We start from the raw sequence: 16,249 nt of genomic DNA on the forward strand, positions 1-16,249 counted from the left end.
ACTTAGACAGAAAGTAGGTTAATAGCTATGTTATATCACCTTGCCCGAAAGGCACTGTTTCAGCTCGACCCTGAAAAGGCCCATGAATTAACGTTTCGTCAGCTTCAGCGTTTAAACCACTCTCCTCTCCAATTCCTCCTTCGTCAATCCATTGCAACCAAACCCGTTACTTGTATGGGACTCTCCTTTAAAAATCCATTAGGCCTAGCCGCAGGACTCGACAAAAATGGCGAGTGCATTGATGCGTTTGGTGCTATGGGATTTGGTTTTGTAGAAATTGGAACCGTTACACCACGTCCTCAAGATGGAAATGACAAACCAAGATTATTCAGAGTTGTTGAAGCGGAAGGGATTATTAACCGCATGGGTTTCAACAATAAAGGGGTTGATAACCTTGTTGAGAACGTTAAAAAATCAACCTACGGCGGGATTATCGGGATTAATATTGGTAAGAATAAAGATACGCCCGTTGAGAATGGTAAAGACGATTATTTAATTTGTATGGATAAAGTGTATGCCCATGCAGGGTATATCGCGATTAATATTTCATCACCAAATACCCCTGGATTACGCACATTACAATATGGGGAAGCGCTGGATGATTTATTAAGTGGCATCAAAGAGAAGCAATTAGCATTGCAATCACTCCATCAGAAATATGTTCCTGTTGCGGTCAAAATTGCACCGGATTTAACTGAAGAAGAAATTGTGCAAGTGGCTGACAGTTTAGTGAGACATAATATTGATGGCGTTATTGCGACGAACACCACATTGGATCGTTCTTTAGTTCAAGGTTTAAATTACTGTAATGAAGCGGGTGGTTTAAGTGGTCGTCCGGTGCAATTAAAAAGTACCCAGGTCATTAAACTTATTTCCCGTGAATTAAATGGAAGGTTACCAATTATTGGTGTTGGTGGTATTGATTCATTAACTGCAGCCAGAGAAAAAATGGAAGCAGGGGCATCATTAATCCAAATTTATTCTGGTTTTATTTACCACGGACCAAAATTAATAAAGGATATTGTTAATCACATCTAAAAAATGGTGATTAATTATACAAGGGGGGTTTATTTATTCCCCCTTTTATCCTATATTAAGATTGAACATAAATTATATCCATTAAATGACAAGTTATACGTGTAGTTGTGCGCCATATAGTTTTCGCTCATCTGATTAATTCGTTTTTAAAAAAGCCGACATTGATGTTTGCTTAATATTGATCAGTCTGTCGTGTATCTTTTTCTTTTAAGCTTTAGGATATAACAGAGATATGTTTAAAGGGATCTTAATAAAGGATCCAAACAAAGCTTATTTGCTTATAACATCGCTAAAGGATCGTTTATGAATATTAAACCTGATGATCATTGGCGTTGGTATTTTGATCGTGACCATGACAGAGTGATGTTAGATCTCGCCAACGGCATGATATTTCGGTCTTGTTTTCCAGCTAAAATGTTGACTGTTTCTGCACAAAATGAAATGCCTTTTAGTATTGAAGATGCAGCAGAGTTTTATTTATTTGATGAGCAAGCCAAGAGATTAAATATTAGTTATGAAGAGAGAGCGGAATTAGTCTTAAATAGCCTAGTTGCTTACCGCTTCTTAAAGCCCCAAATGCCAAAAAGTTGGTATTTTTCCAGTTTCCATTTTATGAGTACGCCAGAACGTGGTCAGTTAATTCAAGTGTGCTTAGAAAATACCAATGTTTATTCAACATTTATTATTGCAGAAGCGGGTCACTCAGCAAGCTTATGTTTATTAGCTGAGCCATCATTAGAATTACCGGATCGTACTTTACGATTCTGTGATCCAATTAAGATCATGAACGATCGAATGATGCATTATCAATCGAGAACCAAGCGTCTATTATATGGAAATGCTATGTAATTGATCACTGATGATCATATTCGTATTTCGATTACTTAATGTGCGGAATAAAGTTTTCCATGCAAAATAAATAAAATGAAAAATAGGCATGATAAAATTTTTACGATAAATGTAGCTGAAGAATATGGGAAAAATTTATCTTTAATTAAGAGCCTCAACTAAAAGATTATTTTCTTAGTTGAGGCTTTATTTTTATTTAATCAGCTTGATTAAAAGCAAGCTTGATGGCAGTTTTTGGAATACAGCTACAAGCTAAAATATCTCCATTATCTTTGATAGCGCTTTGTTTTAGTGGGGTGACTTCCCCTTCAAGCAGTGAAATTCGGCAACGTCCACAAATTCCCGCGCGGCATGAATAAGGGATTGAAAGCCCGTGAGATTCAAGCTGTTCAAGGATCACATGCTCTGTGTTTCCACTATATTCTATCTCTTCAAAAACTAGGTTTACGGTGGTTGGAGTTGGCTTTGTAGCCTGAGCAATAGGCGCTTCTCTATCGCGTAATGGATACTGTTTTGGCTGCTTAGTTTCTAATACCGTGAGGGTATCTCCTACGCGGATGATCCCCGTATTTTCGATTAATGCATTTTGTCCAAAATCCACATCACCGGAGTCATCCATCCGGAAGGTTTGCAGTGTAGCAAGAGGTTCTGCATGGGGGTGTTTGATCCCTTTTTCTGGGCTGACGGTGGTCAAAATACAGCGGCTACAAGGCTTATCTAAGGTAAAGATCACATCACCAATTTGAATGCGTTTCCAGCTATCTTCTTCGAACGGCTTAGCACCGGTAATAATTAAGTTACCGCGAAATTGTTCGAGTTTTACGCTGGCAGGGCAGCGGCGTTGTAGCTCTTGTACTGAGGCTTCATTGATAAGTAAAAATGGGTAGCCATCGGCGAAAGATAAGGGAACGTCTTGGTGCTTTTTGACTCGACGAGATAGTTCAGGACTTAACCATCTTAGTTGTACTGGCTCGTCAAAAAAGCCGCTTAACCAACTATTTATCTCATCGGGTGCAATAAGTGCATGAAAATGATTGCCCCAAACTTCTGTAGGACTCTGCTTCTCATTAAAGTCCTGATACAATACGGTGGCGCTTTCACCATTAAGTGCTTTTAGATAAAGCCCATTATTGAGCATAGCCGGGGTAAATAATAACATCTGCGGATATTTACGCGCAGTGATAAACTTACCTTCTAATGTGGTGACCATAAAGTTACGATCAAACGTCAATCCGCTGATATCAGCGTAACCATGAGATAGACGAATGCCCCTCATTGACTTGACTGGGTGTGTATACAGGCGCGAAAGCGTAATCATTTTTTAATCCTATAATTGTTGTGCAGCAACTTTATGACAAGTGCATGAGATTAGCTATAATGCGCAACAATTTTTCATCGAAATCGGTAATAAATACTATGAATTTTCTGTTTGCCAGCACAGCTCGAGGCCTGGAAGAACTACTGAAAACTGAATTGGAAGCGCTAGGAGCTAGCCAGTGCAAAGTGGCACAAGGGGGCGTCTATTTTCAGGCTGATGACCGTGTGATGTATCAAAGTCTGCTGTGGAGTCGACTGGCATCCCGTATTTTATTACCGCTGAATGATTTTGATGTCTATAGCGACCTTGATTTATATCTGGGTGTTCAAGCGATTGATTGGTCTGAAATCTTCGATGTGAATGACACATTTGTGGTGCATTTCACGGGAACCAACGAAGAAATCCGCAATAGCCAATACGGGGCATTGAAAGTGAAAGATGCCATTGTCGACAGCTTTGTGCGTAAGTTAGACCAGCGCCCGAATGTTGCTCGCCAAGAAGCTGATATTCGTATTAACGTTTATTTAAATAAAGAACGTGCAAGTGTGGCACTCGACTTGAGCGGAGATTCACTACACATTCGTGGTTATCGTGACCTTGCCGGACAAGCACCATTAAAAGAGACGTTAGCGGCAGCAATTATTAGCCGTTCAGGGTGGCAGAAAAATACCCCAATGGTCGACCCAATGTGTGGTTCTGGAACACTATTAATTGAAGCGGCAATGATTGCCGCAGATAGAGCGCCGGGATTATATCGCCAGCATTGGGGATTCAATGCATGGTTGAAACATAACCCTGAATTATGGCGTGAAGTTGTCACGGAAGCTCAGGTACGTTTCCGCCAAGGCTTGAAAGATACCACTTCCCGTTTCTATGGTTTTGATATTGATAAGCGTGTGCTGGATATGGCGCGTGCCAATGCTCGTCGTGCAGGATTGCAAGATTTAATCACTTTCAATCATGGTGATGCTGCGGCGCTGGAAAACCCAGTTAAAACGGATATCACGGGAACCATTATCAGTAACCCACCATACGGTGAGCGTCTGGAAAGTGAACCGGCATTAATCGCATTACATAGCCAATTTGGTCGTATTGTGAAAGCGCGTTTCCCAGGCTGGCGTTTATCGATTTTCAGTGCATCCCCTGAATTATTAAGCTGCTTACAATTACGTTCTGAACGTGAATTTAAAGCGAAAAATGGTCCACTGGATTGTGTACAGAAAAACTATCAATTAGCGGAAACGCCATCAGAAACTATTGCGGAAATTTCACCAGATTTTGCTAACCGTTTACGTAAAAACCAGAAAAAACTGACGAAGTGGGCGAAGCAGCAAGGTGTTGATTGCTACCGTCTATATGATGCGGATTTACCTGAATACAATGTGGCTGTGGATATTTATGGCGACAAAGTCGTTATCCAAGAATACGCACCGCCAAAAACCGTTGATGAGCGTAAAGCGCGTCAGCGCCTGTTCGATGTGATCACCGCGACAATGAATGTCCTTGAGTTAACCTCGAATCAATTAGTATTGAAAACGCGTCAGCGCCAAAAAGGTAAACAACAGTACGAAAAATTAGCGCAGAAAGATGATTTCTTTTTAGTGAATGAATATAACGCTAAATTGTTAGTTAACTTAACTGACTATCTGGATACTGGGTTATTCCTCGACCACCGTATTGCTCGTCGTATGTTAGGTGAAATGAGCCGTGGTAAGGACTTCTTAAACCTCTTTTGCTACACCGGTACTGCCACCGTTCATGCGGGGCTAGGTGGTGCGAAGAGCACAACCTCTGTGGATATGTCTCGTACCTATTTAGAGTGGGCAGAGAAGAACCTGCAAGCCAACCAGCTTACAGGTCGCCAGCACCGTTTAATGCAAGCGGATTGTTTGAATTGGTTAGCCAATACTGATGAGCAATTTGACTTGATTTTCATCGATCCACCGACGTTCTCAAACTCGAAACGTATGGATGGAACCTTTGACGTTCAACGTGACCATGTGCAATTAATCACCCATTTGAAACGTATGTTGCGTCGCGGTGGTACCGTGATGTTCTCCAACAACAAGCGCGGATTCAAAATGGATCTCGAAGCACTGACTGAACTTGGCCTAAAAGCACAAGAAATCACCGCTAAGACACTGTCAGAAGACTTCGCACGTAACCGTCAAATTCACAACTGCTGGTTAATTAGCCACGCAGAGTAAGGAACAGAATTAATGGCTTTGATTAATTTATCAGGTGCATACCTCGCGTTTAGTGATGCGCCTCTGTTAGACAATACTGAAATTCATATTGAAGATAATGAACGTGTCTGTTTAGTGGGTCGCAACGGGGCAGGAAAATCGACCCTGATGCGTGTCTTGACGAAAGAGCAGCCACTGGATGATGGTTCATTAACTTATGAACAAGATTTAATTGTTGCTCGCTTACAGCAGGATCCACCGCGTAACGTGGAAGGCACTATTTTTGACTTTGTGGCCGAAGGTGTTGCTGAACAAGCACAATATTTAAAAGATTATCACCATGTTGCTAAGCTGGTGGAGTCTGATCCAAGTGAGAAAAATTTAAATAAACTGGCGGATTTACAAGAGGTTCTGGATAACTTAAATCTCTGGTTATTAGACTCGCGTATTAATGATGTGCTCAAAAAACTGGGTTTACCGGCGGATGCAGAATTATCTTCACTTTCCGGTGGCTGGTTGCGTAAAGCGGCATTAGGACGTGCTTTGGTAAGCAATCCTCGTGTGCTTTTCTTAGATGAGCCGACTAACCACTTGGATATTGAAACCATTTTATGGTTAGAAACCTTTTTGAAAGATTTCCAAGGTAGCATTGTCTTTATTTCCCATGACCGTTCTTTCATTCGTAATATGGCGACCCGTATTATCGATTTAGACCGTGGTCAGCTCGCGTCTTGGCCGGGTAACTATGATGATTATCTGATCAATAAAGAAGAAGCGCTGCGTGTTGAAGAGATGCAAAATGCGGAGTTTGATCGCAAATTAGCCCAGGAAGAAGCCTGGATCCGCCAAGGGATCAAAGCGCGTCGTACCCGTAATGAAGGGCGTGTTCGCGCGCTGAAAGCATTGCGAGTCGAACGCTCGGAACGTCGCGAAGTGATGGGCACTGCGCGTATGCAAGTGGGTGAAGCAGCGCGTTCTGGTAAAATTGTATTTGAGTTAGAAAACGTTAATTATCAAGTTGATAATAAAGTTTTAGTGAAAGATTTCTCTGCGCAAGTGATGCGTGGCGATAAAATTGCATTGGTGGGACCTAACGGTTGTGGTAAAACCACACTGTTACGTTTAATGCTCGGCGATTTGCAAGCAGATAGTGGACGCGTTCACTGCGGGACTAAACTTGAAGTTGCGTATTTCGACCAGCACCGCGCAGCACTCGACCCAGATAAAACTGTTATGGATAACCTTGCCGAAGGTAAGCAAGAGGTCATGGTTAATGGTAAACCTCGTCATGTATTGGGTTACCTGCAAGACTTTATGTTCCCGCCCAAACGCGCGATGACGCCTGTAAGAGCGTTATCCGGTGGTGAGCGTAACCGCTTATTATTAGCGCGTTTATTCTTAAAACCAAGTAACTTGCTGATCCTCGATGAACCAACCAACGACCTTGATGTTGAAACATTAGAGTTATTGGAAGAGCTGGTGGATGGGTATCAAGGTACCGTTTTATTAGTTAGCCATGATAGAGAATTCGTGGATAACAGTGTAACAGAGTGCTGGATTTTCGAAGGTAACGGCGAAATTAACCGCTTTGTGGGGGGCTATAATGATGCTCAACAACAAAGAGCACAAACCGTACGTCTGAAATCGGAGCAAACCAGTAAAGTAGCTGCGCCAGAAAAAGAAGCTAAGCCAAAAGAAGCTCCTAAACGTGCAAATAAGCTTAGCTATAATTTATTGCGTGAATTAGAGCAATTACCGGCGAAATTAGAGCAACTTGAAGGGGAAATTGAAACTCTTCAAGCACAAATTGGCGATGCAGATTTCTTTAATCAGCCACATGATGTGACTGAGCAAGCGTTAACTGCACTTGCCGCTAAAGAACAAGAGTTAGAACAGGCGTTTGATCGTTGGCAGGAGCTAGAGCTGTTGAAAAACGGTTGATATGACGGCTTGAATCAAAAGGAGAGAAAACACCTTGTGTTCTCATGAGCCCCATGAACATGTGCTCTGTCCACAGTGCGACATGATGGTTGCTGTTCCTGAATTGGAACAAGGAAATAAAGCCACATGTCCGCGTTGTGAAACAACACTCATATCCAAGTGGCGTTATCCTTACAGGCAACCCGCAGCATATGCATTTAGTGCATTGATTATGCTGGTAATTGCCTGTCTTTTCCCATTTGTAAAAATGAGTGCAGCAGGCATTGAGAATGAAATCTCCATGTTTCAAATCATCGAGATTATTATGGGGACGCGTTACAGCGGCTTAGCGCTGTTTTTTCTCCTATTTTCTTTGATTATTCCTGCGTTTTGCATGGTGACTATCATCTTGTTAGGGCTGCAGGTTCACCTTCCCAAATCAATCAAAGTGCTTATAACCCGAATTCTCTTTCAGATGAAATCGTGGTGTATGGCGGAGATTTTTTTGGCGGGGGTATTAGTTAGTTTTGTTAAGTTAATTGCCTATGGTGATATTGGCATTGGGATGAGTTTTCTCCCTTATTGCGCATTTTGTATGATGCAAGTGCGAGCATTCCAGTGCCTAGATCGACATTGGTTATGGAACCGAATTGAAGAGGCGCCCAAACTCAATAAACCGCTGATTGTTGGGAAAACAGGAATTAGCCAAGATGTGCGTTTATGTTTAGTTTGTACGGCAATTTTGCCAGCAGACCAACATGAATGTCCGCGTTGCCATGCCCATGGTAGCGTACGTAAAAAGCAAAGTTTGCAGTGGACTTTGGCATTATTGTTAACTTCTATTTTGCTTTATATTCCCGCAAACGTTCTGCCGGTGATGACAACAAACGCCTTAGGTAGTGGGTTGCCTTCTACTATCATGGATGGTGTGATCCTTCTTTGGGAAGATGGTTCATTCCCCGTCGCCATGATTATTTTTATTGCCAGTATTATGGTGCCTTCCTTGAAAATGATTGGTATAGCATGGCTATGCCTCGACTCTAAAGGGTTTGGTAACCGTGATCCTCATCGAATGCATTTTATTTATGAGCTGGTGGAGTATGTTGGTCGCTGGTCAATGATCGATGTGTTTGTAATTACCATTTTGACTGCATTGGTTCAAATGGGGCAGTTAATGAATATCGTACCGGCACTGGGGGTTATTTTCTTCGGTGTAGTGGTGATTTTAACGATGTTTGCCGCAATGACATTTGATCCTCGCTTAACATGGGATCGTTGTGAAAAGAGAGATGCAGTTAAGACTGTTGAACAAGAAGGAGCCGCAGGGTGACAGATCAAGAAACACCACAGGCCAATGCTAAAGTGAGTAAGTTAAAGAGCTGGTCACCGGTTTGGGTGATCCCGATTGTGACTCTACTCATCGGTGCTTGGATCATGTTTTACCATTTCAGCCATCAAGGCCCAGAAGTGACGTTAATCACTTACAGTGCGGAAGGGGTTGAAGCAGGTAAAACCAAAATTAAAAGCCGTAGCGTGGATATTGGGGTGGTTGAAAGCGTCACCCTCGATGCTAATTTTAGCCGCGTGATTATTAAAGCCCGCTTGAATCCTGAAATGGAAGGTTTGCTGCGCTCTGATTCTGCCTTTTGGATAGTGAAACCTACGATAGGTCGTGATGGGGTAACAGGGCTAGGTACTCTGTTATCAGGGGCATATATTGAACTGCAGCCGGGATTAGCGGCAAAAGAACATTTTGAGTTTACGTTATTAGATACGCCGCCTTTGGCGTCTCCTGATGCTAAAGGTAAACGGATTATTTTAACCAGTGACAAAGCAGGGCAGTTAAATGCTGGCGACCCTGTGTTATTCCGTGGTTATCGTGTCGGATCCGTTGAAACCAGTAATTTTGATATGGATAAACGCGATATGCGTTATCAGCTGTTTATCAATGCACCGTATGACAAGTTAATTAGTAGTAACGTACGTTTCTGGAAAGACAGCGGTATTGCCTTTGATATGTCTTCCCAAGGTGTTCATGTTTCCATGGGATCGGTGGCGACATTATTAACTGGTGGCGTGAGTTTTGATGTGCCTGAAGGGTGGGTACCAGGAGAAACAGTTAAAGAGAATGCACAGTTCGAACTGTTTGATACTCAATCAAGTATTCAGGATTCGTTATACACCACATACCAAGATTTTGTGCTGTTCTTCTCTGATTCTGTACGCGGTCTACAGCCGGGGGCTCCAGTAGAATTCCGCGGTATTCGCTTAGGTACAGTGGCACAAGTGCCATTCTATACGGCGGGTCTGGATCAATCACTGGATAATAACTTCCGCATTCCTGTTCTTATTCATATCGAACCAGAGCGTTTTTCTAAGGATGTTGGTAAAGATTTTAACCTGAAAAATGAACTGAATCTGGCGATGAAAAATGGCTTAAGAGCCTCGTTAAAGTCCGGTAATTTATTAACGGGTGCACTGTATATCGACCTCGACTTTATTCCAGATGTGCCAGAGTACAAAGGTCCTTATGTTATTGCTGGCTATAAAATTATTCCAACACACAGTGGTGGTTTAGCGCAGATCCAACAGAAAGTGATTGCCGTACTGGATAAAATCAACAATATGCCAATTGAGCCTATGTTGAAACAAACAACGCAAACATTAGCTGAAGGTCAAAAACTGGTTCAAGAAGCAAATGTGATGTTTACGCAGTTGAATAAATTGATGTCTAGCAAAGAGTTCCAGAGTTTACCTGCTGACATGCAAAAATCATTGAAAGAGATAAACAAAACGATGCAAGGCTTCCAACCAGGCTCACCAGCCTATAATAAGATGGTTGATGATATGCAGCGTTTAGATCAAGTACTGCGTGAAGTACAACCACTACTGCGCACGCTGAATAATAAGAGCAATGCGCTCGTGTTTGAAGCAGAGCCAAGCAAGGACGTTGTGCCTAAAGGAGTGAAAAAATAATGAGATATCTATTAGCGATAGGCGTTTTTCTCCTGGCGGCTTGTAGTAGCAGCCCAGAAAAAATGTATTATCAATTACCTATGAAGGCCCCCGAAGTTCAATCTGTGGCTGTGATGGATAAAGGACAAATCTGGCTACAGCGTATTACGCTGGCGGATGTGCTGACATCAAATGGGATAACTTACCAAACGTCCGATGTTGCTTATTCAAATGCGAGTGCGCATTTATGGGCAAGCCCGTTAGAGCAGCAATTAGGGCAATCAATGGTGCGTGAGCTATCTTCTGCTCTACCGGATAGATTTATCTCATTACAACCTTTGCAAAACTCACCTGAGACGTTAGACATCACTCTAACGGCATTTAATGGTCGTTATGATGGAAAAGTGTTAGTTCAGGGATTTTGGACATTGATGCGTGGCGATAAAGTTGTTCGCCGCAACTTTGATATCCAATTAGAACAGCAAGAAGATGGTTATCCTGAATTAGTCAGAACATTAGCGAATGGTTGGCAAAAAGTGGCGGCAGATATTGCTCAAGAGATAAGCAAGCCATGATTTGATAATGATTTTGTTGTGAAATGAATGCGCTACGGTAAAACGTAGTGCATTTTTTTATTATTTTTCATTTTGAAAAGTGGATATTATGAATCTTAATTAACTGATAAATAATGAATTTATTTTTAATCATTTGAATATCAGTAGGTTGTGATTATCACGAAATGTAGGTCACATTTATCATAATTATGACAATAATATGAAATTCTTTACTTGCATTTCTTATGGACGGGCGCTATTTGTATAGTGTATCTATTAACAAAAAATAGATGCTGTTTTCTTTTCCATTTAAATGATGAGGGAAGTAAGGCATGAAAAGACAGAAGCGAGACCGTTTAGAAAGAGCGTTATCAAGAGGTTATCAAGCAGGTTTAACCGGACGTTCCAAAGAATTATGTCCTTATCAGGCAGTAGATGCCCGTTCGCATTGGCTAGGTGGTTGGCGAAAAGCGATGGAGGATAGAGCGGCAGTAGCCGTTTAATTGGTCATTTAACGAGGATCATTAAATTATTTTGCGGAAATTAATTAGACGCATAATTTAATACCATCCCCCTGAAATTATAAACCTCCGCATTTGCGGAGGTTTGCATTTAAGGCAAGCTACGATTAGAACGCGCTTGTATCCTTAAATAAGCCGACTTTCAGGTCTGTTGCAGCATAAATCAGTTTGCCGTCTACCAGAACTTCACCATCTGCTAATCCCATAATTAACTTACGGTTAATCACACGTTTAAAGTTAATACGGTAAGTGACTTTTTTTGCGGTCGGTAATACTTGTCCAGTGAATTTCACTTCACCGACACCTAACGCACGACCTTTACCTTCGCCGCCTAACCAGCCGAGGTAAAAACCAACCAGTTGCCACATAGCATCAAGACCTAAGCAACCTGGCATAACAGGGTCATTCGTGAAGTGGCAACCAAAGAACCATAAATCTGGATTGATATCCAGTTCAGCTTCAACGTAGCCTTTATCAAATGTACCACCATCTTCGGTCATTTTGATGATGCGATCCATCATCAACATATTACCTGATGGCAATGGAGGACCATTTTCCCCAAATAATTCGCCTCTTCCAGAAGCCTCTAAATCTTCTTTTGTATAGGATTCGCGTTTATCAACCATGATCTTCAGATAGCCTTTATTATGTGTAGGTCAACAGAATAGCTTACACTTGTACGCTGAACAACTCCGATCAGCTAATATTTACTCAATCTTTACTTAGCCCATCCACTTTAAAAACCAAGGTAATCTAGACTTATCCGGTGAATTTGCTTGGTTTATGCGTTCTTGAATTAAAGCTAACAAGTGTACGTTATCACCTTCTACTTGTTGTTCAAAGTAAGGTTGTTTCGTTAAGAGAGAAATTGCTTGAGCAACATGTTCGACAGGCCAAATATGGAATTTCTCTTCTTTGACTGCCTCGATAACTTCTTGTTTCAAACAGAGATGGCGTACATTAGACATTGGGATGATGACACCTTGATTACCTGTTAGCTCACGCTTATCGCAGATATCAAAAAATCCTTCAATCTTTTCGTTAACACCGCCAATCGGTTGAACATAGCCAAATTGGTCAACCGCACCAGTGACGGCAATTTGTTGGTCGATAGGCTGCAATGATAATGCGCTAATTAAGGCACACAGTTCAGCTAATGATGCGCTATCACCGTCAACTTCACCATAAGACTGTTCAAATACAATAGAGGCAGAGAAAGGCTGTGGTTGCTCTAATTTTAATTCATAGTTTAGGTAGGCTTGCATAATCATCATACCTTTTGCATGAATATTGCCGCCTAATTCTGCTTTGCGCTCGACGTCGGTAAACTCACCATCGCCTAGATGCGCCACGCAGGTGATCCGTGATGGTTCACCAATTGCATCAGGGTATCCCGGATACTGTAAGACAGATAGCCCGTTAATTTGACCAACAACTTCCCCTTCAGTTTTAATCAAAACTTGCTCTTGCAGGATGTCGTCTTGATTGCGCTCAACAAGGAAAGAATGACGCCATAAACGATTTTCTTTGGCTTGAGAGAATGATTCAGCCGTTAAATAGCCTTCATGAACGTATTGAGCTGCATTGGTTAAATTGCGAGTTAGCCAATTAATATCAAGAGGCAAATTGTATTTGTCTTCACAACAACGCGTCGCTTGCAAAATAAATTCAGACCAGCCGTCAGCAGCAATTTCTGGTAGCTGATTACTGTTGATAATGAATTTAATGAAATTCATCCATAAGCTTAATTGTTCTTCGTCTTCGAAAAACATGAGAGGTTCATATTCTGCATATATTGAATAATCAAACAGCTCAGGAGCTGCAAACTCAAACTCTTCGAGTATGAGTCTATCACCGACAACAATTACTTTAAGTTCAAGCGGCTGAGGCTCAATTTCAATCGGTAAGGTTTGATTTTCACTATGTGGCAGCCACTCTAATTGACGGCGAGTCACCATATTTTTTAGGCGAGTCCACATTAATGGCTGAGTGACCAATGCGGTTGCAGAAATAACGAGGACTCCGCCGTTAATTTGGTGTAGCAAACCTGGGACTAGATTTTGATTTGGCGTGATATAGCCGAACAGTTGTTCTGGTTCAATCCAGTGGCGGTAAGCGATTTTTTCATGTGAGGAAAAACGACCAGTAACATCGTTTTGCCACTGATATCGTTGCTTATCTTCAGATAATTGATAATTACCATTAATAAATTGGGTTTTAGTCAATAGTGGAGTGATAGAGTCAGTAAATAGTTTGAGATATTCTTCACTTTCGTCAGACTTGATGAACATAAAGCGCGTTTGAGCATATTCACGAATGAAATGCTGCATCCCATCGAATAATCTTGGTTGAATATCAGCCAATGTTGCCGGAGTCAACGTCGCTGAAGAGGCAAATTTTGTCTGAAAAGACGATAAGTTAGGAGTTAGGCCTTGCCATGTTAATTCTTGACTGATCACTATAATTATCTGCTATTAGTATGGTTATCAATAAATGCCTGCCAATCAGCAGGGCGCATATGCCTGAGTTTATTTCTGTACCGTCTGTTTTATATACAATTTCAGGCTAATTTATTACCTTAAAATATTTTAGGCTTAAGATTGTTATATTAGCCTTTGAACGCTAATCTTGCAGCAATATTTGTCGAAATATCGAGTTAGAATAAAGAAAACATGAGAGCGACGGGTAAACTCAGTGGCCATGTAAAGCCAATCAGAAGCGCACTCAATAATCTCATGCAAAAACTAGGATCTTTGGTTACTAGCAGGGCGAATAACGCTGAACATACTCCTCCAATCCCATAGATAAGAAGTATGTGTTCAAAAGTGGACATGCGATTTTAGTGGTTTGTTAACGTGTGGATGCGAATTGTACACTATTTTTTTATTTACTGTTATTTTCTTTGTGTTAATCAATGGATAGTCGATTAAATGAAATCCACCTTGAGCATTTTTCTTATATTATTGCTAATATAATGATAGGTACGATTTTCTTCGGGAAAAAATATGAAATATCAGCAACTTGAAAATCTTGAATGTGGCTGGAAATGGGAATATCTAGTCAATAAAGCGAGAAGTGGGGAGCCTATTACCCGATATATAGAAAGAAGTGCGGAGCAAGAGGCAATTGAGCTGCTGTTAAAGCTGGAAAATACGCCTGTGGATGTATTGAAGTGGATTGCAGATCATATGTCCCCTCAATTAGATAACCGTATGAAACAGAGTATTCGTGCGCGTCGTAAACGTCACTTTAATGCTGAGCATCCACATACTCGAAAAAAGTCGATTGATTTAAATTATTCGGTTTGGCAACGACTATCTAATTTGGCAGTAAAACGAAATAAAACCTTATCAGAGACGATTATTCAGCTAATTGAAGATGCGGAACATAAAGATAAGTATGAGAGCCAAATGAGCTTATTGAAGCATGATCTTCAAGCGATCTTAGGTAAGTCAGAGAAAGAGTAACGATTTTCAGTTGAACAAATGGATTACTGTAACGATCTTTATTTCTAAGGATGAAAAAAAGCCCCAATAAATTGGGGCTTTTTATATTCAGTTCGAAATTCAAACTAGGGCTATAAATTAAGCGCCTGGTTGAGTTACAACTTCAGTTGTACCTTGGATTTCGATTTCAACGCGACGGTCTGGCGCTAAGCACTCGATCAGAGCTGCACGGCCTTTAACTGCGTCACATTTGTTACCAGTTACTGGATCTTCTTTACCACGACCTTCAGCAGCGATTGCGCTTGCTGGAACGCCTTTAGATACTAAGTAGTCTACTACTGACTGAGCACGTTTTTGTGACAGTGGCAGGTTGTAGTTTTGTGAACCGATACGGTCTGTGAAACCAACTACCAGCACGCGACCTTGAGTTGGGTCGATGTTGCTCAGTTCGTTGTACAGTTCGTTCAGTGCTTGCTGACCTTCTGGCTTCAGAGTCGCTTTGTTGAAGTTAAACAGAACGTCTGAACGCAGAGTGAAGCGTTTGTTTTCAACAACTGGAGCTGCTGGCTCAGCAACTACTGCTGGAGCAACAACTGGAGCTGCTTCTTGACCGAAACGGTATGCAAGACCAACGCTCAGCATGCCGTTGTCTGGGCTAACACCGATGTTGTCTTTGTCACCCATGCGGCTAACCCACTGGTAGTCTAAACGAGTCGCTAATTCTGGAGTGATAGCATACTCAAGACCCAGTGCGTAAACTGGAGAAACGCCAGTGTCAGTTTCTTTACCAACGCCGTTAACTTTAGCTTCTGTACGGTAAACCATACCACCCAGACGAGTATAAACGTCTAAGTCATCCATGATTGGATAGCTCAGTTTGGTAGTCAGAGAAACGCCCATTGAAGAAACGCTACCTGCGTTGTCACCTTTGTACTTCATTTTACCAAACCAGTCATAGCCCATTTCGAAGCCCATGTACTGGTTGTATTGGTAACCTGCGTACAGACCCGCACCTAATTGGTCACGAGTTTTTTTGCCAGTACCAACTGAAGTTTCATCTCCAGCAGCATCTTCAAAAGTAAATTTAGCGTGCTCGTAGTGAGACCAACCTAATTTACCACCAGTGTACCAAGTGTTATCTTTTGGAGCTGCTTGTGCAACAGTTGCAAATGCTGCCACTGCCACTGCTACCGCGATAGCTGTCTTTTTCATTTTTACGCCTCGTTATCATCCAATATTGGCTTGGCTTCGTGAGCCTTATTATTTGCCATTGGTTCAATTTAATTGCTAGGTTCAGCTGACATTATCCACAAAAATTTACGAAAAGTAAAAAAATAATGTCATGAGCTTAACAGGCTAAAGTCTACAACGAACTCCAAAAGATACAAGTATGGTAAGCAATAAAGGTTAAAAAAAGTCTTTTTTTACCGTTGAAATCAGAGAGATAAATATATTACCCATT

Annotated in this window: 14 protein-coding genes; 9 read left to right on the forward strand and 5 right to left on the reverse strand. The window is 41.5% G+C overall.

The genetic code is table 11. The annotated features are described in order from the left end of the window. The first annotated feature begins 27 nt into the window (after positions 1-27). Together pyrD and HFU86_RS06390 are read left to right on the forward strand one after the other, a co-directional pair. The gene (gene pyrD / locus HFU86_RS06385; protein WP_187128924.1) at positions 28-1,038 is read left to right on the forward strand and encodes a quinone-dependent dihydroorotate dehydrogenase; all 1,011 of its coding nucleotides are present in this window, start codon (positions 28-30) and stop codon (positions 1,036-1,038) included. Between the two features lie 303 nt (positions 1,039-1,341). Then, on the forward strand, positions 1,342-1,887 hold the full coding sequence (locus HFU86_RS06390; protein WP_154600317.1) for a cell division protein ZapC: 546 nt from the start codon (positions 1,342-1,344) through the stop codon (positions 1,885-1,887). Between the two features lie 196 nt (positions 1,888-2,083). On the opposite strand, the gene HFU86_RS06395 is transcribed toward HFU86_RS06390, so the two are convergent. Beyond that, complete coding sequence (locus HFU86_RS06395) at positions 2,084-3,205, reverse strand: YcbX family protein (protein ID WP_187128925.1); 1,122 nt, start codon at positions 3,203-3,205, stop codon at positions 2,084-2,086. Between the two features lie 98 nt (positions 3,206-3,303). Here HFU86_RS06395 and rlmKL point away from each other — a divergent pair, with 98 nt between their 5' ends. The 6 genes from rlmKL to rmf all read left to right on the forward strand — a co-directional run bounded on the left by rlmKL (position 3,304) and on the right by rmf (position 11,323). After that, entirely contained in the window at positions 3,304-5,412 is a 2,109-nt protein-coding gene (rlmKL, locus tag HFU86_RS06400) for a bifunctional 23S rRNA (guanine(2069)-N(7))-methyltransferase RlmK/23S rRNA (guanine(2445)-N(2))-methyltransferase RlmL (RefSeq protein WP_187128926.1), read from the forward strand. 12 nt (positions 5,413-5,424) lie between these two features. After that, a complete protein-coding gene (locus tag HFU86_RS06405; RefSeq protein ID WP_132494519.1) occupies positions 5,425-7,332 on the forward strand; it encodes an ABC transporter ATP-binding protein in 1,908 nt (635 codons plus the stop codon). A 34-nt stretch (positions 7,333-7,366) separates the two neighbouring features. Next, positions 7,367-8,641, forward strand: a complete 1,275-nt coding sequence (gene pqiA / locus HFU86_RS06410; protein ID WP_132494521.1) for a membrane integrity-associated transporter subunit PqiA — start codon at positions 7,367-7,369, stop codon at positions 8,639-8,641. Further along, positions 8,638-10,287, forward strand: a complete 1,650-nt coding sequence (pqiB, locus tag HFU86_RS06415) for an intermembrane transport protein PqiB (protein ID WP_036951701.1) — start codon at positions 8,638-8,640, stop codon at positions 10,285-10,287. Before pqiA ends, pqiB begins: the two co-directional genes overlap by 4 nt. After that, on the forward strand, positions 10,287-10,841 hold the full coding sequence (pqiC, locus tag HFU86_RS06420; protein WP_132494523.1) for a membrane integrity-associated transporter subunit PqiC: 555 nt from the start codon (positions 10,287-10,289) through the stop codon (positions 10,839-10,841). The genes pqiB and pqiC overlap by 1 nt, the downstream gene beginning before the upstream one ends. A gap of 311 nt (positions 10,842-11,152) precedes the next feature. Continuing rightward, positions 11,153-11,323, forward strand: coding sequence for a ribosome modulation factor (gene rmf, locus HFU86_RS06425; protein ID WP_036951696.1), 171 nt, complete (start codon positions 11,153-11,155; stop codon positions 11,321-11,323). Positions 11,324-11,448: 125 nt separating this feature from the next. Here the strand turns inward: rmf and fabA are convergent, their stop codons facing one another. The 3 genes from fabA to HFU86_RS06440 form a co-directional block, all read right to left on the reverse strand. Continuing rightward, entirely contained in the window at positions 11,449-11,967 is a 519-nt protein-coding gene (fabA, locus tag HFU86_RS06430) for a bifunctional 3-hydroxydecanoyl-ACP dehydratase/trans-2-decenoyl-ACP isomerase (protein ID WP_036951692.1), read from the reverse strand. Between the two features lie 96 nt (positions 11,968-12,063). Further along, positions 12,064-13,800: an AAA family ATPase gene (locus tag HFU86_RS06435; protein ID WP_187128927.1), complete on the reverse strand. Its 1,737-nt coding sequence runs from the start codon at positions 13,798-13,800 to the stop codon at positions 12,064-12,066. Between the two features lie 197 nt (positions 13,801-13,997). After that, positions 13,998-14,174, reverse strand: coding sequence for a GhoT/OrtT family toxin (locus HFU86_RS06440; protein WP_071992149.1), 177 nt, complete (start codon positions 14,172-14,174; stop codon positions 13,998-14,000). 172 nt (positions 14,175-14,346) lie between these two features. Between HFU86_RS06440 and matP the strand changes: the two genes are divergently transcribed. Continuing rightward, on the forward strand, positions 14,347-14,808 hold the full coding sequence (matP, locus tag HFU86_RS06445) for a macrodomain Ter protein MatP (RefSeq protein ID WP_108478890.1): 462 nt from the start codon (positions 14,347-14,349) through the stop codon (positions 14,806-14,808). Positions 14,809-14,925: 117 nt separating this feature from the next. Here matP and ompA read toward each other — a convergent pair whose 3' ends face one another. Further along, positions 14,926-15,999, reverse strand: a complete 1,074-nt coding sequence (gene ompA, locus HFU86_RS06450; RefSeq protein WP_036951685.1) for a porin OmpA — start codon at positions 15,997-15,999, stop codon at positions 14,926-14,928. Positions 16,000-16,249 lie beyond the last annotated feature (250 nt).

Source organism: Providencia sp. JUb39 (assembly GCF_012272845.1).
Lineage (GTDB): Bacteria > Pseudomonadota > Gammaproteobacteria > Enterobacterales > Enterobacteriaceae > Providencia > Providencia lanzhouensis.